The organism is Novosphingobium terrae, from assembly GCF_017163935.1.
Taxonomy (GTDB): domain Bacteria; phylum Pseudomonadota; class Alphaproteobacteria; order Sphingomonadales; family Sphingomonadaceae; genus Novosphingobium; species Novosphingobium terrae.
This window is the reverse complement of record NZ_JABVZR010000001.1, coordinates 3,381,987-3,405,805: the sequence shown is the minus strand read 5'-3', so window position 1 is coordinate 3,405,805 and position 23,819 is coordinate 3,381,987. Positions and strand designations below refer to the sequence as shown.

22 protein-coding genes and 1 other annotated feature are annotated in these 23,819 nt (G+C 61.9%); of the genes, 11 read left to right on the top strand and 11 right to left on the bottom strand.

Features of this window, described 5'->3' with window-relative positions:
• Positions 1–18 precede the first annotated feature (18 nt).
• Positions 19–2,295: a TonB-dependent receptor gene (locus HGK27_RS15260; protein WP_206241646.1), complete on the top strand. Its 2,277-nt coding sequence runs from the start codon at positions 19–21 to the stop codon at positions 2,293–2,295.
• A 181-nt stretch (positions 2,296–2,476) separates the two neighbouring features.
• On the opposite strand, the gene HGK27_RS15255 is transcribed toward HGK27_RS15260, so the two are convergent.
• The 5 genes from HGK27_RS15255 to HGK27_RS15235 all read right to left on the bottom strand — a co-directional run bounded on the left by HGK27_RS15255 (position 2,477) and on the right by HGK27_RS15235 (position 6,275).
• The gene (locus tag HGK27_RS15255) at positions 2,477–3,961 is read right to left on the bottom strand and encodes an ATPase domain-containing protein (RefSeq protein WP_206241644.1); all 1,485 of its coding nucleotides are present in this window, start codon (positions 3,959–3,961) and stop codon (positions 2,477–2,479) included.
• Positions 3,962–4,050: 89 nt separating this feature from the next.
• Positions 4,051–4,809: a spermine/spermidine synthase domain-containing protein gene (locus HGK27_RS15250; RefSeq protein ID WP_241127396.1), complete on the bottom strand. Its 759-nt coding sequence runs from the start codon at positions 4,807–4,809 to the stop codon at positions 4,051–4,053.
• Positions 4,810–4,847: 38 nt separating this feature from the next.
• Positions 4,848–5,180 carry a DUF6481 family protein gene (locus tag HGK27_RS15245; RefSeq protein ID WP_206241643.1) on the bottom strand — a complete coding sequence of 111 codons (333 nt, stop codon included), beginning with the start codon at positions 5,178–5,180 and terminating at the stop codon, positions 4,848–4,850.
• Positions 5,181–5,372: 192 nt separating this feature from the next.
• Complete coding sequence (locus HGK27_RS15240; protein WP_206241642.1) at positions 5,373–5,666, bottom strand: antitoxin Xre/MbcA/ParS toxin-binding domain-containing protein; 294 nt, start codon at positions 5,664–5,666, stop codon at positions 5,373–5,375.
• Between the two features lie 402 nt (positions 5,667–6,068).
• Positions 6,069–6,275 (bottom strand): cold-shock protein, encoded by a 207-nt coding sequence (locus tag HGK27_RS15235; RefSeq protein ID WP_206241641.1) that lies wholly within the window; start codon positions 6,273–6,275, stop codon positions 6,069–6,071.
• Positions 6,276–6,597: 322 nt separating this feature from the next.
• On the opposite strand from HGK27_RS15235, the gene HGK27_RS15230 reads away from it, so the two are divergent.
• Both HGK27_RS15230 and HGK27_RS15225 read left to right on the top strand, forming a co-directional pair.
• Positions 6,598–7,002 carry a hypothetical protein gene (locus tag HGK27_RS15230; RefSeq protein ID WP_206241640.1) on the top strand — a complete coding sequence of 135 codons (405 nt, stop codon included), beginning with the start codon at positions 6,598–6,600 and terminating at the stop codon, positions 7,000–7,002.
• Positions 6,999–7,286 (top strand): hypothetical protein, encoded by a 288-nt coding sequence (locus tag HGK27_RS15225; RefSeq protein WP_206241639.1) that lies wholly within the window; start codon positions 6,999–7,001, stop codon positions 7,284–7,286. The genes HGK27_RS15230 and HGK27_RS15225 overlap by 4 nt, the downstream gene beginning before the upstream one ends.
• A gap of 203 nt (positions 7,287–7,489) precedes the next feature.
• Here HGK27_RS15225 and HGK27_RS15220 read toward each other — a convergent pair whose 3' ends face one another.
• Positions 7,490–7,984 carry a hypothetical protein gene (locus HGK27_RS15220; protein ID WP_206241637.1) on the bottom strand — a complete coding sequence of 165 codons (495 nt, stop codon included), beginning with the start codon at positions 7,982–7,984 and terminating at the stop codon, positions 7,490–7,492.
• Positions 7,985–8,269: 285 nt separating this feature from the next.
• Between HGK27_RS15220 and HGK27_RS31065 the strand changes: the two genes are divergently transcribed.
• Complete coding sequence (locus tag HGK27_RS31065) at positions 8,270–8,389, top strand: MucR family transcriptional regulator (protein WP_241127198.1); 120 nt, start codon at positions 8,270–8,272, stop codon at positions 8,387–8,389.
• A gap of 1 nt (position 8,390) precedes the next feature.
• On the opposite strand, the gene HGK27_RS15215 is transcribed toward HGK27_RS31065, so the two are convergent.
• A protein-coding gene (locus HGK27_RS15215) for an IS3 family transposase (RefSeq protein WP_206237953.1) occupies positions 8,391–9,619 on the bottom strand; the annotation gives its coding sequence in 2 pieces (ribosomal slippage) (positions 8,391–9,331 and positions 9,331–9,619; 1,230 coding nt in all).
• Positions 9,222–9,338 (bottom strand) — a sequence feature (AL1L pseudoknot). It overlaps the preceding gene by 117 nt.
• Between HGK27_RS15215 and HGK27_RS15210 the strand changes: the two genes are divergently transcribed.
• The 3 genes from HGK27_RS15210 to HGK27_RS15200 all read left to right on the top strand — a co-directional run bounded on the left by HGK27_RS15210 (position 9,564) and on the right by HGK27_RS15200 (position 13,180).
• The gene (locus HGK27_RS15210; protein ID WP_206241635.1) at positions 9,564–10,109 is read left to right on the top strand and encodes a MucR family transcriptional regulator; all 546 of its coding nucleotides are present in this window, start codon (positions 9,564–9,566) and stop codon (positions 10,107–10,109) included. The genes HGK27_RS15215 and HGK27_RS15210 overlap by 56 nt on opposite strands.
• A gap of 291 nt (positions 10,110–10,400) precedes the next feature.
• Positions 10,401–11,438: an IS110 family RNA-guided transposase gene (locus HGK27_RS15205; RefSeq protein WP_206239818.1), complete on the top strand. Its 1,038-nt coding sequence runs from the start codon at positions 10,401–10,403 to the stop codon at positions 11,436–11,438.
• A gap of 998 nt (positions 11,439–12,436) precedes the next feature.
• The gene (locus tag HGK27_RS15200; RefSeq protein WP_206241633.1) at positions 12,437–13,180 is read left to right on the top strand and encodes a tyrosine-type recombinase/integrase; all 744 of its coding nucleotides are present in this window, start codon (positions 12,437–12,439) and stop codon (positions 13,178–13,180) included.
• Between the two features lie 100 nt (positions 13,181–13,280).
• Here HGK27_RS15200 and HGK27_RS15195 read toward each other — a convergent pair whose 3' ends face one another.
• The 3 genes from HGK27_RS15195 to HGK27_RS15185 all read right to left on the bottom strand — a co-directional run bounded on the left by HGK27_RS15195 (position 13,281) and on the right by HGK27_RS15185 (position 18,831).
• On the bottom strand, positions 13,281–15,149 hold the full coding sequence (locus HGK27_RS15195; RefSeq protein WP_241127197.1) for a hypothetical protein: 1,869 nt from the start codon (positions 15,147–15,149) through the stop codon (positions 13,281–13,283).
• A gap of 273 nt (positions 15,150–15,422) precedes the next feature.
• Positions 15,423–17,768 (bottom strand): TonB-dependent receptor, encoded by a 2,346-nt coding sequence (locus HGK27_RS15190; RefSeq protein ID WP_206241630.1) that lies wholly within the window; start codon positions 17,766–17,768, stop codon positions 15,423–15,425.
• A 337-nt stretch (positions 17,769–18,105) separates the two neighbouring features.
• Entirely contained in the window at positions 18,106–18,831 is a 726-nt protein-coding gene (locus HGK27_RS15185; protein ID WP_206241628.1) for a superoxide dismutase, read from the bottom strand.
• A gap of 242 nt (positions 18,832–19,073) precedes the next feature.
• Here HGK27_RS15185 and ada point away from each other — a divergent pair, with 242 nt between their 5' ends.
• A complete protein-coding gene (gene ada / locus HGK27_RS15180; protein ID WP_206241626.1) occupies positions 19,074–20,192 on the top strand; it encodes a bifunctional DNA-binding transcriptional regulator/O6-methylguanine-DNA methyltransferase Ada in 1,119 nt (372 codons plus the stop codon).
• A 269-nt stretch (positions 20,193–20,461) separates the two neighbouring features.
• Here the strand turns inward: ada and HGK27_RS15175 are convergent, their stop codons facing one another.
• Positions 20,462–21,577, bottom strand: a complete 1,116-nt coding sequence (locus HGK27_RS15175) for an NADH:flavin oxidoreductase (RefSeq protein ID WP_206241625.1) — start codon at positions 21,575–21,577, stop codon at positions 20,462–20,464.
• 122 nt (positions 21,578–21,699) lie between these two features.
• On the opposite strand from HGK27_RS15175, the gene modA reads away from it, so the two are divergent.
• From modA to HGK27_RS15160, 3 genes are read left to right on the top strand one after another with little or no spacing between them, the layout of a single operon-like run.
• Positions 21,700–22,467, top strand: a complete 768-nt coding sequence (modA, locus tag HGK27_RS15170) for a molybdate ABC transporter substrate-binding protein (protein WP_206241624.1) — start codon at positions 21,700–21,702, stop codon at positions 22,465–22,467.
• A gap of 15 nt (positions 22,468–22,482) precedes the next feature.
• Positions 22,483–23,205, top strand: coding sequence for a molybdate ABC transporter permease subunit (gene modB, locus HGK27_RS15165; RefSeq protein ID WP_206241623.1), 723 nt, complete (start codon positions 22,483–22,485; stop codon positions 23,203–23,205).
• Positions 23,195–23,815: an ATP-binding cassette domain-containing protein gene (locus tag HGK27_RS15160; protein WP_206241622.1), complete on the top strand. Its 621-nt coding sequence runs from the start codon at positions 23,195–23,197 to the stop codon at positions 23,813–23,815. Before modB ends, HGK27_RS15160 begins: the two co-directional genes overlap by 11 nt.
• The last annotated feature ends 4 nt before the right edge of the window (positions 23,816–23,819 follow it).

The following is a 23,819-nucleotide window of genomic DNA, read 5'->3' as shown; positions in this document are numbered from 1 at the left end:
CAGAAAAGGCGGTAACAGGTGGCGATCAAGCAGTCGGTGGGGTTCGGGGTGGCGTTGGCGGGGCTGATCGCGGGGTTGGTGCCGCATCACGCCTTGGCGGGAGCCATCGGCCCCAAGCAGCAGGCACACGCCGCGCGTGATGACGATGACGACGATGATGATCGCAAGCCGGTGCGTCAGACGAAGGCCGCGCCCAAAGTCAGGGATCACGACGATGATGATGACGGCGATGGCGATGATGGCCCCAAGCGCACAGGTGAAATCGTCGTCACCGCCCATCAGCTCGACAATGCCCGCGCGCGGGTCAGCGCCAGCCTCGGCGCCTCGACCTATTCGCTGAGCAATGATGTGATCGAAAAGCGCCCCAGCGGTGAGGCCGCCAATCTGGTCAATGTGTTGCTGCAGATGCCGGGCGTCAGCCAGAACGGCTCGGGCGAGTTGCATGTGCGGGGCGCGCAGGGGCTGCAATATCGCATCAACAATGTGATCATCCCTGATGGATTTACCGATCTGGCCGACACGCTGCGTGCCCGCTTCGCCGACAAGGTCGAGCTGGTCACTGGCGCCCTGCCAGCACAATATGGCCTGCAGACAGGCGGCGTGGTCAACATCACCACCAAGAGCGGTGTTTATGGCCAAGGCGGCGAGGTGGAGCTGAACGGCGGTACGCTGGGACGTTTCGAGGGCGCCTTCGATGCGATGGGCTCGCTGGGGCAGACCAATTACTACGTCTCGGGTTCTTATCTGCGCAGCGATGCCGGGCTGAGCGCGCCCGACCGTTCGACCAGCCCGCTGCATGACCATACCGACCAGATCGACGGCTTTGCGTATTTCGACCGTATTCTCGATGCCCAATCACGGCTGTCGCTGATCGTGGGCCTCTCGAACGATGCCTATGATCTGCCGCATGCGCGCGGGATCGATGCAGCGACGTACAGCGCAGTCGCCACCTTCCAGCGTCCGCTGACGATCGGCACCACCACGGCTTACTCCGGCGAGGCATGGGGCGGGCATGAAAGGGTGGCCAGCCAATATGGCATCCTCTCCTACCAGCGCAGCGCGGGAGCGCTGACCACGCAGCTTTCGGCCACGGTGCGCGCCTCAGCGCTTGCGATCACGCCCGATGTCGTGGGCGATGTGCTGTTCACCGGTCTGGCGCAGGCGGTCTCCAAGCACAATCTCTCGACCGGCCTGCAGGCCGAGGGACTGTATGAGCTGTCGCCAGCCCATCGCTTGCGCGGCGGGATCACCTTCAACTGGTCCCGCGACCGCATTCGGATCAGCTACTCGGTGCTGCCCGTCGACGCCAATGGACAACAGACCTCAACCTCCTTGCTCACCTTAACCGGTGCAGACGCCGAGACGCGGCGTCAGATGGGTGCCTATCTCGAAGACGAATGGCTGCTGGGGGCCAATCTCACCCTTAACACCGGCCTGCGCTTCGACAGCACCACCAACACCGGCGGCGGCGATGCGCTGAGCCCCCGCATCAATGCCGTGTGGAAACCCGCCAGCGGCACGACGGCGCATCTGGGCTATGCCCGCTATTTCGTGCCCGCATCGGAAGACACCGGCACCGCCAATGCCGCACTGCTCGCCCGAACCACCGGCGCATGGCCGACCACAACCGAGACCGCCGCCAAGGCCGAAAGGGATGATTACCTCGATCTGGGCGTGGAGCAGAAGCTGGAGGATCTGACCCTTGGCGTCGATGCCTATTGGCGCCGTGCCCGCAATCTGCTCGATGCGGTGCGGATCGGCTCGACGGTGCTGTCGCGCCCCTTCAACTATGCCAGAGGCAAGGCCTGGGGCGTGGAGCTGACCGCGACCTACACGGAAGGACCGCTCTCCATCTGGGGCAATCTGGCGGTGGCGCAGATCGACGGGCGCACCATCATCGCCGGGCAAGCGCCCTTTACGGCGGCGCAACTGCAATGGATCGCCAGCCATGATGTGGCCACCAATGGAGACCAGCGCGTGACTGGATCGTTGGGCGCGGCCTGGCATAGCGGCAGGCTGAGGCTCTCCGCCGATGGCGTGGTGGGCAGCGGGTTGCCCCGCTCAACGGTCACCGGCGCGCCCAATGGGGCGAGGATGGCGGCCAATGCGCAGGTCAATCTGGCGGCAGTCTATCGGCTGGAGGGGCTGCGGCATCGCCCGCTCAATGTGAGGCTCGATGTGCTCAACGCCTTTGGCGCGCGCTATGCCTTGCAGGACGGCACCTCGCTGGCCGGAGGCAATGCGCAATGGGGCACGCCGCGCGGCATCTATGCGGGGATCGAGCAGGCTTTCTGACGAACCGAGTAGGGCATATTCCTGGCGTGCCCTAAAACGGCACGCCCCGACCCGCTGACAAAGCGGTCACTCAGCGCCTCTTGCCAACGCTCCTAAAGCAGCCTTCCATTCATCTCGCTGGCTGATCCCTCCCGCAACTCCTCAGGCCGCACACAGGAGACGAAATTGAGCGCTCGCCGCTCTATTGGCTGAGTGCCCGGTCTTCCATGAGCGGTTTGGTCGCGCCCATATACTCCGGCGTTCCGGTCAGGACGCCCTTGAAAGCCGTGAGGGGTTCCCCAACCCGAATGCCATCGGCGTCAATCCGGAACTCACGGATCGCATCCTCATGGCTGCCACCGCGATTTTTGATGATGGAGATCGCCTTGCGGATGCGCCCCTGGGCCTCGAAGAAGCGCAGAAGGATGACCGCATCGGCGACATATGAGATGTTAAGGCTGCTGGACATCGTCCCGACCAGCCCATTCTGAGGGTTGATCAGCAAGGTCACCACCCCCTGCTGATTCAGATAGGACAGCAACTCATGCATCTGGAGCAGAAGGTGTTGTTCCTGCGGCATGGCCGCCAGATAGCCGTTGAGGCTGTCAATGACGATCATTCGCGCGCCACGCTGCTCAACCTCGCGGCGCACGCGCGCAGCAAATTCTCCAGGTGAGATTTCCGCAGGGTCATTCTGCTGGATGTTCAACCTGCCTTGCTCAACATGCGCGGAGATATCGAGATTGAACGCCTTGGCCCTGGCAAACAGCGTTGCCACCCGCTCATCAAACTCAAATATGGTGCAAGGTTCACCACGCTCACAGGCAGCATGGACGTACTGCAGAGCGACGGTCGTCTTCCCAGATCCGGCAGGGCCGGTCAACAGAAGGCTGGTACCGCGCAACGGGCCTCCAGCCAGAAGACCGTCAAGTTCGGCAATTCCGCTCGGGGTCACATCTTCGAAATAATCGCCATGATGGTCGGCCGCAATGAGGCGCGGAAAGATGTCTACTCCGCCCTTCCGGATCACCAGATCGTGAAAGCCGGCGATAAAATCGACGCCGCGCAATTTCTGCACCTGCATCCGGCGCCGGGCTGCACCGAAGTCAAGCGTCAGGCGTTCGAGCGTGATGACACCGTGGCAAAGGCTGTGGAGATGAGCATCGCGGGAGTTGGCGTTGCCCGTCATGTCATCGACAAGAATGACCGTGCTTTCCCGTCCAGAGAAAAACTGTTTGAGCGCAAGCACCTGTCGTCGATAGCGAAGCGGATCCTGCGCCAGAAGCCGCATCTCGGAGAGGCTGTCAAACACGACCCGAATGGGTTGAACACGTTCAACCTCATCCCGGATCAGCTTGATCGTTTCACTCAGCTCCATCTCCCAGGGATGGAGAATTGACTGCTCTCGCCCCTCGCCAAAAACACTGTCAGCCGAGGACAATTCAAAAATGTCGATGCCCTCAAGGTTCCAGCCGTGGGAGGCCGCCACCACGCGCAGCTCTTCGCGAGTTTCAGAGAGCGTGATGTAGAGAACCCGCTCTCCCAAAGCCACGCCTTTGCGAAGAAACTCGAGGGCAAGGGTGGTCTTTCCAGAGCCAGGAGCCCCTTCCAGAAGATAGACCCGATGGGCTGGCACGCCACCTCTAAGGACGAGATCGAGACCCGAGTTGCCTGTAGAAATAATCAACTCACCGGTCTCCCTCGATCTATGGGGTAGAAATCATCGCCGCAGCATTTTGTGCCTGACAAATCATCATCGGCATGCCGGGATTGGCTTCACGAGTGACATTTGTGTCGCTGGGGCATGGTGCGCCAAATCGCATCCGGATCCTCGGGCGCTGCGTCCGTTACGCAGGACCCTTCGTGCAATTTCTGCGCGAACCAGATAATATGGTGTGCCCCGCGCTCCCCAGACAGCTCCCTCACAGGTGCTTCTGTCACCTCGAAACCCTTGTCCACCAGCCTCCTGGTAAAGGTCGGATCAGGAAAGGCAGACCAGACCGCCAGGATACCGCCGGGCTTCAGGGCCAACCACACCGCCTGCAGTCCTTCAGCGGTGTAGAGATGATCGTTGACGCAGCGCGTCAGGCCCTCTGGCCCATTGTCGACATCGAGCAGGATCGCATCATAACCGTTGCGGGCCGCATCGATCAGCATTGCGACATCGTCTTGCACCAGTTGAACGCGCGGATCACAGAGGCCGCGCGCAGTCAGCGCGTGCATGGGGCCTTTGGCCCATGCAATGATGTCGGGAACCAGTTCGGCCACGGTGACACTCGCCGCAGGACCAAGTGCAGCCAGAGCGGCCCGCAGGGTATAACCCATGCCATAGCCGCCTATCAGCAGATCGGGCGCATCCACATCGGCCAGCCTGGCGCAGGTCATCGTTGCCAGCGCCTCTTCAGACGCGCTGGCACTGGTGCTCATCAATTCCGTGCAATCGAGCAGAATGGAAAACTCGCTACCGCGCTGTACCAGGCGTAATTCACCACCCTCCGGAACCTGGGCGGTGGCGATCAGGTCGTAACCAGGAATTGAGAAAAGCGGGGGCGCGGCGAGGCTCTCAGCCGGATTTAGCGCGATGATTTGCGTGCCTTTCGCGCAGCATAACGCGCGTCGCGCGCCGCTTTACGTTCGGCCTCCGTCAATGCGGGCGCGACTGATTGCTCCGCGCTGGCAGCAAGCTTCTTCGCTTGTTTATCGGCTTTGGCCCTCTCGCGACTTTCGGCGCGCTCCGCTGCCCGCTGCGCTGCAGCCGCTTCGCGTTCCCTGGCCTTTTCAGCAAGCTGGGCCAGCGCTTCGGGATCCGGGGCTGGCTTCGACTTCAAACGTGCGAGTGCATCTTCTCGGGCCTTGGCGGCAACCGCAATCCGATCCTGAAATCCTGGCGCTCTATATCCTGCCATAGTGGGAGTACTGACGCCTTTCGCGATTATGAGGGCGCATACACTGCGCCGGAAACGATCCGATAGTCGATAATCGCTGCGCCGCCCCTACCATCGGCGCCCGATAAGCACCATGGGTAAGGTCGGGCAGCGGAGAAACAGTGCTGCGCCGAGGCGGATAACCCCTATGTCCAGTCCAAGACCCGCCAGGGTCTAGCTCTTGATCGGAGCAAGCTGCCCAGCGCGGTCCTTCAGCATTTCGGCAACGCGCTCATACCCCGCCTCATTCGCCATTGCGATATCGAGCGGGCGGCCACCCAGTTGTTCATCCGGCTGGTTGAGGAAGGCGATCGCTTGATCACGCCCGCCCAGGACCCTGAAGGCCAGAGTGGCGATTTCTCCCTGCCGTGCCGCACATTCCTTTGACAAAGGAGAGGTCCGCTTGGGAGCCCAATTGCGACGGGCCTTTGGGGCAGAAGAGGTATCTTCGTCGTGCGAGCCGGCCATACTGTGTTCCTTGACTTGAGAGTGGCCTCACAGTCCGACTGACACATAGCCTTTCACCGCAGAAGGAGCTGCTGGGACCGATCAGTCAACCATATCGGCGACCAACCGCCGTAGCTCTTCAGGTGAGAGAATGCCGGTCGGAGGCGATGAAGCGCGACGCGGGGACGAAACGAGAGAATGCAGAGGCAGGTGGGAATTCATCAAATGGGTAATCATTAAAGCAATTTACTCAAAACAAGGCGCAAATGGCGCAATCAATTTGGTGGAAGAAGGAAGGATGGCGGCGGGCTCCCCAAGGCGGATCCCGCAGGCGTAAATGCCGTGCGAAATCCTGTCCCAAGGGATCCGGAACCGCCAGACCGGTTTATCGTCAAAATCGCTGAGCGATCCGGCAATGCCACTTCAGGCCGAAGCGAGGTTCACAGCAGACTGCTTGCCGCGACGATCGGTTTCGATCTCGTAGCTCAGCCGCTGATCCTTGGTCAGGGTGGACATTCCCGAACGCTCGACGGCAGTGATATGGACAAAACTGTCATCGCCGCCATTTTCGGGGGAGATAAAGCCGTAGCCTTTGTCGACATTGAAGAATTTGACGGTGCCGATGGGCATGTGTGTTTCCTTTGCACGAAAACGAGAACCCGCCAGCAACAGTGCAGGCGGAGCTGGAAGCGTGGGAAAGGAAGGAGAGCCGCTTATCGACATCAAATTCCGTCGCAGGCGACGTTAGCAAAGCCCAATATGGGTTTCAGCCGCCCAAGAGTCAAGGCGAGCCGCCGTGGGCGCTACGAGCGAGGCTTCCAGTTGCCTATCGGAAAAGGCCAGCAACACCGTAAGAACGTGTTTGTCGGACCTATCCAGCCACAGCACGGTAGCGAACCTGAGGAACACTTTGACTTCGGGCCTTCAGGCAGTCTGATCCCTAAGGTCTGAATTGACCTGCCTGCAGTCTCTGCGCCTGGTTCTCGTCTCTCCAGATCAGATATCCATCGGACTGTGCGATTTCACGCATCCGCGTGTAATTGATCAACCCATCTTCGTTCACGATATCGAACAACCCCCGATCATCCGGGGGCTGACACATCACATGGAAGATGGCTTCCCCCAACGTCGGATGCTCGACGTCAAGCGCGGTATTTCCAAGCTTCATGAACAACACCGGGCCGTCGAAGCGCAAAGCTCCCATAAAATCCATCTCGAAAATATCAGGGTGCCGATGCACCATCGATCAGAAAAAATTATTCCGCTTATCGCCCCAGGCTGCGCCGATCGACGTTGCTTGGTCGAAGAAATTCTGGATCGAATTTGCTTACGGCTCATCCAAATGGCCGAGAGATGATCACGGAACAAGATACCGAACGCAATTTTTTAAAAATAGAATCGATTGCATCGGGAACCGAATTATATTTCGAGCGTCATGTCATGTTGGGAGAAAATTTTATGCCCGGAAAGAAAGGCCTGACGTCAGCCCAAGCGCGGAAAAATGCCGGGTTTGGTGCGATGGGGAGCGCAAGAGCCCTGACGCAGAAATTCGCATTGCGCGGTGGCGGAGCACTCCACGCAGCAGAAGCTGGCTGCAGTCCAATGACTGCAATAAGGCATTATAACAATTTTCTCCGATAGAAACTTGATGCTTGCGGCCATCTGGCTCAGCTTCAACAGAGCGGGCAGCGCCTCGCCTTCTGTCACAATGACCCCGGACATGGACCTGGCTCGGTCGAGAGCCGCCATCCCGATCTGGTTGCGGCCAATGGCAGCTATAGCATCCTCTTAAGCTGAAACAGATATTCTGAATGCACGGCAGAGCAGACGCCTACCAAACAGAGCTACGTCACTCTGCGTTTATTAAGCGGGTCAAAAGCTCCCTTTTTTATGGCGCGTGCAGCGATCATCTCATCGCGACTGCCCTTCCGATCTCCGAAGTGATCGCAATAGCTCGAGAGGAAGTCTCGCTCTCGATCCACTTGCCGTTCTTTCGAAAGGATGATGGCAATCCGCCACGGGAAATAAGGGGGATGGTGGATGCCTTGGCCAAACCATCGGTCTAGACCGTGGCTGAAACGTGATACCTGAACAGCAAGGTTGCTGTCGGTGCTTTGCATTTCAGCCTTAAAGTCAGATTGCTCCTGATTGTAGAGATCCAGATCTCCGGATGCCTTTTCCAGGGTGCCGCCAGGTTCTATAGAGCGTAAGGTCACCCCTGTAAGGAATGTGCGCCGTTTAGCCGACATAGCCGCCTCGTCGCTTGGGGAAAGAATGGGTGTTGTATCAAGGCGTACAATGATCGCATCGAGAGCGGCATAGGCTTCAGCAGGTTGCATAGCCAAAGCGATGGAGGCCCGGTTCGAGATAGGCAACCTGTAAAAAAGTCCATCTTATACTGCCGAGCGGCTCCAAAGCCTGCCGAATTCAGAACGGATCCAGAGCGAGGAGAATTTCTCCAGTCTCCAGCATAAAATGATTCATCTTGGCACCCAATAAAATATGCCGAAAATCGATCCGCTCACCTTGTTGTTTGGGCGGTGATAACCGATAGGTCACGCCTTTCGAGATAACTCCTTCCTGTCGCGCCATCAAACCAAAAACCATTTCCGAAAGAGAATGCCATGGACAACGAAATGCTCATCACCCTGACCGCCGATATTGTCTCGGCCCATCTTTCGAACAATCCGATCACCGCCGAGGCTGTGAACCGCGCCGGGTTTGCCGGAGGCTGTTTGGTTTAAGTTAGGCAGCCATGGAGACGTCGTCCAGCATGGCGTAATAGAGTTCTTCGGCCTCGGCAGGTGGTATGTTGCCGATCGGTTCAAGCAGTCTTCGGTGGTTGAACCAGTCCACCCATTCGAGCGTGGCATATTCGACGGCTTCGAAGGACCGCCATGGCCCGCGCCGGTGGATTACCTCAGCCTTGTAGAGGCCGTTGATGGTCTCGGCCAAAGCATTGTCATAGCTATCCCCCACGCTGCCGACAGAGGGCTCGATGCCCGCCTCCGCCAAGCGCTCGGAATAGCGAATAGACACATATTGCGATCCGCGGTCGCTGTGGTGAATGAGGCCGCCACGATGCACCGGGCGGCGCTCATGGATGGCCTGTTCCAGCGCATCCAGCACGAAGCCGGCATGAGCGGTGCGACTGACCCGCCATCCCACAATATAACGAGCATAGACGTCGATCACGAAGGCCACGTAGACAAACCCCGCCCATGTCGCGACATATGTGAAGTCAGACACCCAGAGCATGTTGGGCGCCGGGGCATGGAACTGTCGGTTGACGTGATCGAGCGGGCATGGCGCGGCCTTGTTGCTGACCGTCGTGCGCACGGGCTTGCCCCGGATGACCCCTTGCAGGCCCAGGTCTCGCATCAGACGCGCGATGGTACAGCGGGCGACAGCAAAACCCTCGCGGTTCATCTGCCGCCAGACCTTTCGCACGCCATAAACCCCAAAGTTCTCAGCGAAGACGCGCATCACCTCAGGCTTCAGGCGCTGATCCTCCCGAGCGCGGTCCGACAGCAACTCTGGATTGCTTCGCTGTGCCACGCGGGCCCGATAGGAGGATGGGGCAATCGGCAGAACCCTGCAGATCGGCTCGACCCCATACTCATCTCGATGCGCATCGATAAAAGCGGTCATCGTTTGAACGGGCGGTCGAGCTCCGCCTGGGCAAAATACGCCGACGCCTTGCGCAGGATCTCGTTGGCCTGGCGCAATTCACGGTTCTCGCGCTCCAGCGCCTTCAGGCGATCTGCCATCTCGGTTGGCACACCGGCCCGCTTGCCGCTGTCGATCTCGGCCTTCTTGACCCATTCGAACAGGGTCTGGGGAACGCAGCCTATCTTCTCCGCGATCGACACGATGGCTGCCCAGCGAGAAGGATGGTCACTTTCGTGATCCAGCACCATGCGCACCGCACGGGCGCGGACCTCAGGCGCAAACTTGTTCGTCGTTTTGCTCATATCGGCTCCACTTTCTCAGAAGTTGGAGCCTCCGGCAAACCCGGCGCGGTTCACTGTGCCGGAACTGATCCAGTCGGTTTACACCGCCCTGAACAAGGTTGGCACCGAAGAGGTGAAGGTTGAGGAAGCGCTGGTGCCGGCGGTGTCCATTCGTGCTTCGATCAAGCCCGAATATCTCGTCTGCCTGGAAGACGGGAAGCAGATGAAGATGCTCAAGCGGCATCTTTCGACCGCATACAATTTGACGCCCGCCGAGTACCGCGCGCGCTGGAATCTGCCTTCGGATTACCCGATGGTGGCCCCCGCCTATGCTGCCAAGCGCGCAGAATTGGCCAAGAGCATCGGTCTTGGCCGCAAGCCTGGCACGAAGATGAAGGCGAACACAGAGGCTGCTGCCTTGGAAACACCCGAGGTCAAAGCTCCTGCGAAAAAGAAGCGCACGACGACCCGCAAGGCGCCTGCCGCTCCGGCGGTAGACGTCGCTGAATGACTATTTACGAGCGCGCAATGGCCGAGAGGGCGTTGCGCGCTTCGCTATAACTGCGCTGACGGATATTTCGCAGGACCTGCACTAAGAAGCCAGCCTGATCTACATGCACCAAATGAACCAGCGAGAGATTGGCCTCGATCTTTTGAGCCTCTTGGAGGAAGCATCATGAACGATCGGCGGCTAAGGAAGGCAGGCCCCTAAAAGGGGATGAGGTGGATGGCTCCCGCTCACGACATTTGAATGTCATGATGAGGTTGCCGTCAGGCAAACCCACGCAAGGAGCCATCCGCCATGGAAATTAGCACGATCGGCCTCGATCTGGCCAAAAATGTCTTCCAGGTTCACGGTGTCGACAAAGAGGGCACCGTCATTGTGCGCAAGGCGTTGCGCCGAGCGCAAATGTTGCCCTTCTTTGCAAGGCTATCGCCCTGCCTTGTCGGCATCGAGGCTTGCGGGACATCGCATCATTGGGCGCGGGAACTGCAAAACCTTGGTCACGAGGTGCGACTGATGCCGCCATGCTACGTGAAGCCCTATGTAAAACGCGGCAAGAACGATGCTGCTGATGCCGAGGCCATCTGCGAGGCGGTGACACGTCCGACGATGCGGTTCGTGGCGATCAAGTCTCGTGAGCAGCAGGCGGCCCTGTCACTTCACCGGGTGCGCTCTCTTTTGACTGGTCAACGTACACAGTTGGTCAACATGATGCGCTGCCAGTTAGCAGAGTTTGGTATCGCCATTCCGATCGGACTTGGGCGGGCGCTGCATCTGGCGCAACAGATCGAAGATGGCGAGGCCGCGATTGATCTGCCACCACAAGCGGCGCAGGTGATCGGCATGCTGTGCGAGCTGGTGCTCAAGCTTCATGCCCGGCTTCATGAACTTGATTTGCGCCTGGAAGCTCTCCGGCGAAGCGATGACATGGCGCGTCGGTTGGCGACGATCCCGGGCATTGGTTCGATTGGCGCAACCGCGCTGGCAGCATCGGTTACCGACCCGCACCAGTTCAGGTCTGGCCGCCAGTTTGCCGCATGGCTTGGCCTGACACCGCGTCAGCAGTCGAGTGGCGGCAAGGAGCGCCTTGGCCGGATCACCAAGATGGGCGATAAATATCTACGGCAGCTGTTGGTCATCGGGGCGACCTCCCTGCTACGCCGCGCCAAGGAGGGCCCTGCAACGGTTCACCCGTTTCTCGTTGGGATACTGGCTAGAAAATCTGCCCGCGTGGCCAGCGTCGCCATGGCCAACAAGATAGCGCGGATCGCGTGGGCGGTCATGACACGCGGTCAGGTCTATCAATCACACCATGTGCCCGGATTGGCCGCATGAGTACGCAATCCGGCTGAGGTGATCGGCCGAACGGAGTTGTGAGCGCAAAGAGAAATGATGGCGACACCGGTCAGACCGGGAACAGGGACAACCCGTGGAAAGTCTTAGGCGCAACAGCCTGTGAAGGCGATAGGAACTCTGTTTTTCGGACCCCATCAGGGCCAGCAGTCCGAAACGACTGCATCAACAGGCCGGACAGACGACTGCACCCGACCGATCGTCAGAATTTCAAAAAGTGCTTGCAACGCGGGAGCCATCCACAGAGGACATTCCGGATCCCAACACTAAGCTGACTTTGTGACTCAAAAGCTGTGCGTCCGCTGCCAGCGGAAGCCGTCGTTACCGTATGTCGCCGGGAGCAGCGGCTAAGGCCCACTTATGGTTGTTCCGCATACTAGCGGGGTGGGTGAGTGGCGGTCCGTTTTGCAGCTGAGAATTGGCACCCTGTCGGTTTGGCACTCTGGAATCTGTCGCCGTCCTTACTGACCCGGTGGATGCCATTTGAAGGTTGGCAGAGAATGCGCCGTAACAAGATTGTCTGTGAGAAAGGCTCTCACTTGCCTGTCTAGCTATGAGATGCTACGAGTTGTCGTGAAGCATAGGCGTTGAAAATATCCATGCTTGTGCTCCGAACCGCCCATGATAAAATAGTGTGGGTCATGATATGGGGCTTTGTTTAATTCTAAGATTATTATTATAACTTAATATCAGTTAAGTATTTAATAAATTTGATTCCCGCTACCCGCTCCATTCCTCCCATCGCTGACGTTCGTTACCGACTGGACAAACCCCAGAAAACCAAGGTATTCCGGCACCATTCGGTCGCTGGCATTCGCTCAGGCTCGCTGACGGTCACCCAGCTGTGGGGGTATCTTTGGGGGGTATTTCGCCAGAGGCCAATTTGATACCCCCACGGCTGGGGGTATTTCAGGGCTCAATGCCCGGAATGGCTGGGGATTGGTATCAGGAATGCCAAGCCGGGCGCCAAGGCTACCAAGATGGCCGATGGCGGTGGCATGTTCCTTTTGGTCACACCGGCTGGCGGAAAGCTGTGGCGACTCAAATACCGGGTGGATGGCCGCGAGAAGCTGCTAGCCATCGGCCCTTACCCGGAAATCAGCCTGAGCGAAGCGCGCAAACGCCGTGACCAAGCACGGGAGCTATTAGCCCAAGGACAAGACCCTTCCCGTGAAAAGCAGTGGGCCAAGCTCCGGGGCAGGCTTGAGGCTGAAAACACCTTCAAAGCGCTGGCGAGCGAATCTTGCACTGAGCGCAAACGGGATGGCTCAAAGGCATGGGCTTCCGCTACCGCCAAGCGCTGCGAATATCTGCTGAGCCTGCTAGACACCTCGATTGGCAAGATGCCTGTGGGAGCGGTGGAGCCAGCTGACATTCTGGCCGCCATCCGCAAAATCGAAACGAAGGGTAATCTTGAAAGTGCCCGCCGCCCCCTGCAACTGGCCAGCGCGGTGTTACGCTACGCCGTGGCCACGGCGCGGCTTGCATCCGATCCGACTCGGGATTTGCGCGGCGCTCTCACGGCGCCCACGGTGACGCATTACGGTGCTATCACCGATGCCAGCCGGGTAGGCGAGCTTCTACGGGCCATTGATGGCTACGAGGGTATGGGAGCGGCCAAGATCGCGCTGCAACTGGCGCCGCATGTGTTTGTCCGTCCCAGCGAGCTTCGTCATGCCATGTGGGAGGAAATTGACCAAGAGGCAGTAGTGTGGACCGCATAGATTGACCAGCTGCTGGCTTCCTCTTCGTCAAACGGCATGAAAAAGGGAGCCAGTTGCCCAGCTCCCTTCTGCTTAGCCCATCAAATTTTCAATCCCGCGCTCAGCCCTTGTTCGGCAGATAGAGCGGCATCGAATCTTCCCATTTGCTGTCAGTGATCTGGTGCTTGTCGCTGCCATCGGCGTTCATCACCCAGATCTGGCCATATTGCTGGAAGGTGTTGTCATACAGCGCCGCCTCGTCGCGGAAGCCATAACGCGCCGCGCTCCACAGAATGCGCCCGTCATTCGACCACACCGCATGGCCATCGCTGCCTTCGTCGCGGGTCAGGCGGCGCAGATCGGTGCCGTCTGGGCGGATGGTGTAAACCTCATAGTTCACCGTATCGATCTTGCGGGTAAAGACGATACGCTTGCCATCCGGCGAGAAGCCGGGAAGGTTGTCCAGCATCTTCGTCAGCACGCGCACCTGCTTGGTTTTCAGGTCCATGATGCGCAGGCCCAGCTCGCCTTCGCCCCACACGCGGTAGACGATCGACTTGCCGTCGAGCGAGAAGCTGGGGAAGCCCGAATTCACCGTGCCATCGGTCAGCTGCTCCAGCCCGGTGCCGTCGCGCTTGATGCGGAAGATGGTGGCCTTGCCCGTGGCCCGCGTGCCGAACCAGTTGCCAAGACCGAAGACGATCCACTGGCTGTCCGCCGACCACGCCGGCTGGAAGGCACCCGCCAGGCCCTTCTTCACCATCATCGGGTCAAGGCCGCCCTTGTCGGCGTCATAGACCACGCGGCGGTCCGAGCCATCGGGCTTCATCGTCACCACAGAGGCATTGCCGGTCTGCTTGTCGGTGAAGACCAGCGTGCCGTCGCGCGCCATCAGCGGGAAAACGTCGAGGAAGTGATACTCGTTGTTCGGGTCCCAGCTGTAGAGCTTCTTGAACACCGGGCGCGTCTTGAAGCCGACCTTTTCATAGATCACATGCTTGCCATCGGGCGTCCAGACCGGGTTGCGCAGGAAGGGGCGCTTCACCGGCGCCTTGCCCGAGACATAGGACAGGCCCTCGTTCGGCCCGCCCTTCACCAGATAGCCCACATCGCCATCGGGCAGATATTGCGGCACCACCTTCAACCCCGGGCCAGTGGTCAGCGCCTTGCGCACGCCGCTTTCCAGATCGGTCTCGACGATCTGCGATTCCACGCGGCCGATGTATTCCGGGCGGCGGGCGCCCCAGGTGCCTTCGGTGGTGATCTCGTAATAGACGATCTTCTTGCCATCGGGCGACCATTTGGGCGAACCTAGGCAATAGTCGGCGCGATAGGCCAGACGGCGGAAACCCGTGCCATCCGGGCGGATCGCATAGATCGAGAGCGCTTGCGTATGCTCCCAGCCCTTGGTCTCGTCATGGCCGCGCCAGGGCGTGTTGCGGTCGGAGGTGAAGGCGATCCACTGGCCATCGGGTGACCATTGCGGGCGGAAGAAGCCGTGCGGGAAATCGAGGTCGCCCTTGATCTCGGGCTTGTCGGTCAGGTTGGTCAGCGTCTTGCTGGCGATGTCCAGCACCCAGATGTTGGTGTCGAACCCCTCGCGCGTGGAGACGAAAGCGATTTTCCCGCCATCGGGCGAGATGGCGGCGGCATCGTCCATCGCCGCGCCCAGCACCAGCGGCTCGATGCCGGTGCCGTCGATCTTCGCGCGGAAGATGTCGGACTGGCCGTCGCCATTGCGTTCGCTGGTGAAGACCACCCACTGGCCATCGGCAGAGACCGCGGCGTCATACTCATACTGGCTGTCGGCCAGCAGCTTGCGTTCATTGCCCCCATCAGCGTCGGCGATGAACAGTTCCGAGGTGGAGGGGGCGATGCGATTCATAAACATCACGCCCTTCTTCGCGGGCTTCTGCTGGGCCAGCGCGGGGGCCGCCTGCAGCGCCAGCGGAGCGAGAGCCGCCAGATTGAGAAAATGGCGTCGTTCCATGGTCGTCCTCTTCCAAAAAACCGGGGCGCGGCTTGGGCTTGCGATCCTCATCGCAGGCTCACGCGGGCGATATCCAACCGGTCGTCAGTTGTCACACTCGGGGGTGGCACAGGGATAGGCTTTTGGCCTGAGCTTGTGCATCCAAAGCTCGCGGCGTGGCATTGATTTTGTGCTGCGCCTGTCTCAGCATGGCGACAAATCTGCTCCGCAACAGCAAACGCCGATGCGCGTGATGGCGCACCGGCGTTGCCTGATCCGGCGAAAGCGGATCGCTCAGTATTCGTAACCCAGCGTGATGCCATAGGTGCGCGGGGCGCCGGCGGTGCCATTGTCGCCGCTGTTGCTAGCGCCGATCTGGGTGCGATAGAAGGCGTTGGTCAGATTGCGACCCCAGCCGCGCACATAGATATGGTCGTTCGGCAGGCGCCAGGTCAGCGAGCTGTCGACCAGCGTGTAATGCGGCTGCACCACCCGGCCATCGGGCGTGCCGACATAGCCGCCATTGTAATAGACATTGCCCGCCAGCGTGAACTTGCCGATCGGCGTGGGCAGATCATAGGTGCCGCCCGCGCTGAAGGTGATGTCCGGCGTGTTCTGCAGCTTGTGGCCCGAGGCATCGCCATAGATCAGGCAGTTGCCGCCCAGCTGCGCGGTGGGCAGGCCCTGCGTGCCCAGACAGGCGGTGTTGGCCACCACCGTGCCGGTCTTGCTGCTCAGATAGGTGTAGCTGGCCGGATTGAAGCCCGCCGCCACCGGATAGGGGATCGAGAGCACCGCATCGGTGAACTGGGTGTAGCGCGCATGCGTCCAGTTCACGCCGCCGAACAGGCGGAAATTCTCGGTGACCTTCCAGTTGATGTCGGCATCCAGGCCATAGATATGCGCGCCCTGCGCATTGTAGACATTCTGCACGCCCGAGATGATCTGCATCACCTGGATGTTCTTCTCATTGTAGTAATAGCCCGAGAGGTTCAGGCGCACGCGGCGATCGAACAGATCGGTCTTGAGGCCGCCCTCGAAAGCATCGACCTGCTCGGGACGCAGCAGCGGGATCACGCCATTGTTGGCCGATTGCGCGATATAGCTGCCCGAGCGGAAGCCGCGGTTGTAGCTGGCATAGGCCATCACCTGCGGCGAGAAGCGGTGATCGAGCGACAGGCGCCAGGTGGCCTGGTTGAACGTATGCGTATCGGTGGTCAGGCCGGAATAGCTCGTGGTGCCGATGTTGCCATTGTAGGACTGCACCACGGCGAAGAGATCACGGATATCGCTGGTGTAGCGGATGCCGGCGATGAAGTGGGTGTCAGGATCGATGGCATAGGTGCCCTCGGCAAAGGCGGAGATCGAGCTCAGCCGCACATTGTTGATGTTCTTGACCGAACCATTGTTGCCGAAGGTGTAGATGCCCGTCACCGTATCGGGCTGGGCCCCGGCTGAATCCCACATATAGAAGCCGCCCAGCACCCATTGCAGCTTGCCATTGCCGGTTGAGGTGAGGTTGACCTCCTGCGTGAACTGGCGGTCATACTCATTGTTGTCGACGCGGATGAAGGGCATCGCCGTGCCGTCCGGATCGAAGGCATCGCGGATCTTGGAGGACCGGTAGGCGGTGATCGACTTGAGCTTGGCGCTGCCCAGATCCTGCTCGGCGGTAAGGCTCACACCCGACTGGCGGGTGCGCAGCAGCGGGTCGGAATCGGCATAGATGTCGCGCTGCGGGTTGCCGCCCGCCGCCGCGATCACGGCAGGCACATTCTGGCCCAGCGTGTTCAGCCCGAAATTGGCGAAGGCCGGTTCGGTGGCGTTGCGCCCGTTGGTGTCCACCGAAACGAGGAAGCTGGTGTTGGCGCCCGGCGTCCACAGCAGCTTGGCGCGGCCCGAGAATTGCTCGCCACTCTGGATATCATTGCCGGTGACGACATTCTTGCCAAAGCCCTTGGCGCGCTTCTCATACTGGCCCGACACGCTGAAGGAGAGGTTCTGCGCCAGCGGCCCCGACAGATAGCCGGCGGCGTTGAAGGTGTTGTAATTGCCGTAACCGATCTCGCCCTTGCTGGTCCATTTGGAGCTGGGGCCTTCTGTGGTGATCTGGATCAGGCCGCCCGTGGCGTTGCGCCCGAACAGCGTGCCCTGCGGCCCCTTCAGCACCGCGACCTGCTTGGTGTCGAACATCGACTGCATCACCGCCGAGGCCGAGGAGAGGTAAACCCCGTCGACATAGACCGCGACCGGATTTTCGATCCCCGGCCCCTGACCCGTGGCGCCAATGCCGCGAATGCGCGGCAGGCCATAGCCGCCGGTGCCGGTGGTGAAGTTGAGCGCGGGCACGGCGGCGCGCAGATCCTGCGTGTTGCTGAGCCCTGCCGCCTTCAGGTCGCTGCTGCTGAGCGCGCTGATGGCGATGGGCACATTCTGCGCCTTTTCCGAGCGCTTCTGGGCCGTCACCACGATTTCGGCCAGACCCTGGGTCTCGGGCGCGGCCTGATCCTGTGTGGTGGTGGCTGCGGCGCTGTCCTGCGCCTGCGCCGCCAGCGGGGCGATCAGGGCAAACAGGCCCATCTGGGCCAAAGTGGCACGCGCAATGATGCGGGACATCGACGAAGGTCGGAGCGCTCTCATGATATTTCTCCCGGATACGTATGCTTTTATCGGCTGGAATGACGTGTCATTCCGCAGGCCCCCGTTTGCCGGGTGACCCACCGACGGATCGGTTGAGCATGATGATCGGGAGAACAGCTCGGTTGATGCGTCCCCCCGGTGCATCATGGCTGATCCTGTTTGTATCGCTGGTTTTTGCGCCGCCCCGCATTGAATTTATGCGCGATGCGATCAGGAAGCAGGCTTTATCCTGCTGATTGCCCGTAGGAAATTTTTATAAAAAGACTCAGCGGGGCAGAGGCATGCCCCGGCGTCCAACGCCCGTGGCAAGGGCCGCCCCCTGCCACGGGCGCAAAACCTATGCGGTGGCGGCGGCAAACCGGCGCGAGGCATTGTCCCAGTTGAGCAGCTTGTGGACCACGCCCTCCACATAATCGGCGCGGCGGTTCTGCTCGTCGAGGTAATAGGCATGCTCCCAGACGTCGATCACCAGCAGCGGCACCGCGCCCGAGGCCAGCGGATTCTCGGCGTTGGAGGTGGCCACCACCTTCAGCCTGCCGCCATCCAGCACCAGCCAGGCCCAGCCGCTGCCGAACTGGCCGACCGCCGCCTTGGACAGCTCTGCCTCAAGCGCGGTCTGAGTCTGGAAATCCCGCGCAATGGCGGCGGCCAGCCCGCCCGAGGGCGTGGAGGCCTTGGGGCTCAGGCTCTGCCAATAGAGGTTGTGGTTCCAGGCCTGCGCGGCATTGTTGAAGATGGCGCGGCGTTCCGGATTGCCAGCGCTGGCCAGCACCACCTCCTCAAGGCTGGCGGTGGCCAGCGGCGTGTTCGCCACCAGCTTGGCCAGATTGGTGTAATAGCCTGCGTGATGCTTGTTGTAATGGAAATCCACCGTGCGTGCCGAAATCACCGGCGCCAGCGCATCTTGCGCGAAGGGCAGGGGGGGCAGCGTCTGGGGCGATTTGTCGATCAGGCGGGGGGCGGGCTTCTCGGCGGCGGACGCAGCGTTGGCGCTCGCCATCAGGGCCAGACCACCGGCCACGCCGACAGATTGCATGAAACCTCGGCGGCTGTCGCTGTGCATGTCACTCTCCTTAAAGCTGGTCCCCCGGCGCGCATCTATGGCATAGAGTGACGCCTTGTTCATCCATGGAAATCTCATAAAGATGACAGAGCTTTTCACGCGGGAGACATCACGCGGATGGCCGCCCGGCGCTGACAGCAGCCAATGGCCGCCCAGGCCCGAAAGCCGGATTTGACCGCAGGAAACGGCACGCACCGATCGCGCGGGCAGGGCACAAGAGGGGCATAACAGGAGTATGCCTCATGTACGCTGCTTTCCCCGTTCTCCTGCCTGCCGAGACAGGCCTCACTCGCACCCGCCGGAGCCCCGCCTTGCCCGACCTGCCTCCACCCGCTGACGACAAGCGCTGGGCCCAGCTGGCCGCCCGCGACGCTTCGGCGGATGGCGTGTTCTGGTACGGCGTCAGCACCACCGGCGTCTATTGCCGCCCATCCTGCCCCTCTCGCGCGGCGCGGCGCGAAAACGTCACCCTCTTCGACAGCCTCGAAGCGGCCCGCGCCGCCGGTTTCCGCCCCTGCCGCCGCTGCAACCCGGACGGCCTCGCGCTGGCCCAGCAGCACGCCGCACTGGTGGAGCAGGCCTGTCGCCTGATCGAAAGCGCCGAAGACCTGCCTCCGCTCGCCACGCTGGCCGATGCGGTGGAGATCAGCCCGGCCCATTTCCACCGCCTGTTCAAGGCCCACACCGGCCTCACCCCACGCGCCTATGGCCAGGCGGTGCGCGCCCGCCGCGCCCGCGAGGCTTTGGCCGAAGGCGCCAGCGTCACCCATGCGTTGCACGGCGCGGGCTACGGCTCCTCCAGCCGCTTCTATGCCGAGGACGCGCTGGGCATGGCCCCGCGCCGCTATCGTTCGGGCGGTGTGGGTGAGCAGCTGCGCTTCGCCATCGGCCAGTCCGACCTCGGCGCGGTGCTGGTGGCCAGCAGCGCTCAGGGTGTCGCCGCGATCCTGCTGGGCGACGACCCCGCCAACCTGCTGCGCGACCTGCAGGACCGCTTCCCCAAGGCCGAACTGGTCGGCGGCGATAAGGCTTACGAGGCTTTGGTGGCGCAGGTGATCGCCTTCATCCAAACCCCCGATCTGGGGCTGGACCTGCCGCTCGACATCCGCGGCACCGCCTTCCAGCAGCGCGTCTGGGAAGCCCTGCGCACCATCCCCTCGGGCGAAACCCGCAACTACGCCCAGATCGCCGAGGCCATCGGCAAGCCCGGCGCGGTGCGCGCGGTGGCGGGGGCCTGTGCGGCCAATGCTCTGGCGGTGGTGGTGCCTTGCCATCGCGTGATCCGCACGGATGGAAGCCTGTCAGGCTATGCCTGGGGGGTGGAGAGGAAGGCAGCCTTGTTGGAAAGAGAGAAGGCTTAAGGCAGGTAGAGAAGATGCGAGGGGGTTACCCCCTCGCGCTCCCATTCCGTCTCCCGGCGAAAAGGTAGTGGCGCCGAAACGGAATGCCCCGGCTCTCCACCTGCGCAACGGAAAGGCGCCGCAGGCAGGGCATTTTCTGGACGATAGGCTGTGCTGGCGATTTTAAAGCCTGCGGCGCGGCAAACCGGGCGCAAGGCTGAACCCGAAGCGCAAGGTAGACATTAAAGGGAGCGCGAGGGTGTAACACCCTCGCACTTATCCTTCTTACTTCAAACCAGAGCAGCCAGATCCGCCGCCTGAAAGCCCTTCAGCTCCGAAGACTTCCCGTGCAGCACCTGCGCCGCCCATGCCGGGTTCGAGATCAGAGCGCGACCCACAGCGATCAGGTCGAACTCCTCCCGCTCCATCCGCGCCACCAGCGCATCCAGCCCTGAGGTCTGCGAGCCTTCACCGCTAAAGGCGCCGAGGAAATCGCCCGAGAGGCCCACCGAGCCCACGCTGATCGTCGCTGCGCCGGTCAGCTTCTTGGCCCAGCCTGCGAAGTTCAGGCCTTGCTCGCCATCGATCTCGGGGAATTCGGGCTCCCAGAAGCGGCGCTGCGAGCAGTGGAGGATGTCCACCCCGGCGTCCACCAGTGGGGCGAGCCAGTCGGTCATGGCCTCGGGCGTGGGGGCGAGGCGGGCGGCGAAGTCCTGCTGCTTCCACTGGCTGACGCGCAGCAGGATGGGGAAGTCCGGGCCTACGGCGGCGCGGGTGGCAGCCACGACCTCGGCGGCCATGCGCGAGCGTTCCTTGATGGTGGCGCCGCCATAGCGGTCCTCGCGGGTGTTGGTGCCGCTCCAGAAGAACTGGTCGATCAGATAGCCGTGAGCGCCGTGGATCTCGATGGTGTCGAAGCCCAGCTTCTTGGCATCGGCGGCGGCCTTGGCGAAGGCGGCGGCGGTGTCGGCGATGTCCTCATCGCTCATCGCCACGCCGCGCGGCGTGCCGGGGGCGAGCAGGCCGGAGGGGCTTTCCACCTCGCCCTCGGGCTGCCAGCCGCTCATGCCCTGGGTCGAGCCGGTGTGCCACAGCTGGGGGCCCATGCGGCCGCCGGCGGTGTGGACGGCGTCGATCACGCCCTTCCAGCCGGCGAGGGCGGTTTCGCCGTGGAAGAAGGGGATGCCCGGCTCATTGCGGGAGACGGGGCGGCCCACCACCGTGCCTTCGGACAGGATCAGGCCGACGCCGCCTGCCGCGCGCGCGGCGTAGTAATCGGCATTGGGGCGGCCGGGGATGCCATCGGGGGCCATGTTGCGCGTCATGGGGGCCATGACGATGCGGTTTTTCAGATCGAGCGATTTGAGGGTGAAGGAGCGGAAAAGCACATCGGGAGAGGTGGACACGGGGGGATCTCCATGAAATCTGTACCGAGAGGTATGTTATTGTGGCGCGGATTGCAATGGGTTGTTTTCAGCCGGTGCTTTTGGGGCTGTGGGGTTTGGGCGTTTTCGCTATGCTGCGGGATATGAAACGGTTTTTCTTGCGCTCCGCTCTGATCGGCTTCTCCATGCTGGCGGGGGGGCTGCATGCGGCGCCTGCGCGCGGGCCGGTGGTGCTGGCGGCGGCCAGCCTTCAGGAATCGCTCAATGCGGCGGCGGACACATGGGCGGCCAAGGGTCATCCGCGCCCGGTTTTGTCTTTCGCGGCCTCCTCCACGCTGGCGCGGCAGGTGCAGGCCGGAGCGCCCGCCGATCTGTTTATCAGCGCCGACGAAGACTGGATGGATGCGCTGGAAAAGAAGCAGTTTTTGCGCGCCGGAACGCGCGTCGATCTGCTGAGCAACCGGCTGGTGCTGGTGGCGCCGGCTTCCTCGCGCATCCAGATCACGATCCGGCCCGGCTTTCCGCTGGGCGCGGCGCTGGGCAAGGGGCGGCTGGCGACTGGCGCTGTCGACAGCGTGCCTGCCGGGCTTTACGCGAAAGAGGCGCTGACGAAGCTGGGCGTCTGGCCGCAGGTGGCGGGCAAGCTCGCCCCGGCGGAGAGCGTGCGCGCCGCTCTGGCGCTGGTGGCGCGGGGCGAAGCGCCGCTGGGCGTGGTCTATGCCACCGATGCGCTGGCCGACAAGCGCGTGCGGGTGGTCGCCACCTTCCCGGAAAACAGCCATGCGCCAATCCGCTATCCGGTCGCGGCGCTGGCGGCGTCTCGCAATGGGGACACCGAGGGCTTTCGCCGTTTCCTGCTGTCGCCCGAGGGGCGCGGTGTGTTCCGGCCCTATGGTTTCGGCAGCCGGTAAAGCTGTGAACACCCCGTGCTGAGCCCTGAGGAGACCGCCATTCTGATCCTCTCGCTGAAGGTCAGCGTGGTGGGGGTGCTGGTGGCGACGCCCTTCTGTCTGGCCTGCGCCTGGGTTCTGGCGCGCGGCGGGCGGGGCGGTCTGGCCGGGCTGGGGCTGGTGGTGCTCGATGCGGTGGTGCATCTGCCGCTGGTGCTGCCGCCGGTGGTGACGGGCTGGCTGCTGTTGCTGGCCTTCGGCGCTCAGGGACCGGTGGGGCGCTGGCTGGCGGGCTGGGGGATCAGCGTGATGTTCCGCTGGACCGGCGCGGCGATTGCTGCCGGGGTGATGGCGGTGCCGCTGATGGTGCGGTCCATGCGTTTGTCGCTGGAGGCGGTGGACCCCCGGCTGGAGCAGGCGGCACGCACCTTGGGCGCCGGGCCTTGGCGCAGCTTTGCCACGGTGACGCTGCCTCTGGCGATGCCCGGCGTGCTGGCGGGTCTGGTGCTGGGTTTTGCGCGGTCTCTGGGCGAGTTCGGGGCGACGATCACTTTCGTCTCGAACATTCCGGGCGAGACCCAGACCTTGCCGCTGGCGATCTATTCCGCGCTGCAACTGCCCGATGGCGATGCTGTGGTCACAAGGCTGGCGGTGCTGGCGGTGGCGCTGTCTCTGGGCGCGCTGGTGGTGGCCGAGGTGCTGGCGCGGCGCATGGCGCTGGCCGGGGGCATGCGGCGGGAGCGGTTCGGTGGGCTTTGATCTCGATCTGACGCTGCGCCGGGGTGAAAGAACCATCGGCCTGACGCTGAACACCGGGCCGGGGATTACGGCGCTGGTCGGCCCATCAGGTGTGGGCAAGACCAGTGTGCTGATGATGGTGGCCGGATTGCTCAAGCCTGATGTGGGCCGGATCGCGGTGGAGGGGCAGGTGTTGTGCGATACCGCGCAGGGTCTGCATTTGCCGCCCGAGCAGCGCGCTTGCGGCATGGTGTTTCAGGACCATCGGCTGTTTCCGCATCTCAGCGTTCAGGCGAATTTGCGTTACGGGATCAAGCGCGGCCACCCTGCGATGGGCCTGCCGGAGATAGCCAGTTTCCTCGGCATCGAAGCCCTGCTGAAGCGCATGCCGCGCAGCCTTTCCGGCGGTGAGGCGCAAAGGGTGGCGCTGGGGCGGGCGTTGCTGTCAGCGCCGCGCTTTCTGCTGCTGGATGAGCCGCTTTCCGCGCTGGATGAGGACCGCAGCAGCCAGATCATGGTGCTGATCGAGCGTATCCGCGATGAGCTGTCGCTGCCGATCCTCTATGTCAGCCATGACCGGGCGGAGGTCGCCCGGCTGGCCGATCATGTTGTAGAAATGGTGCCCGTTTAAACCC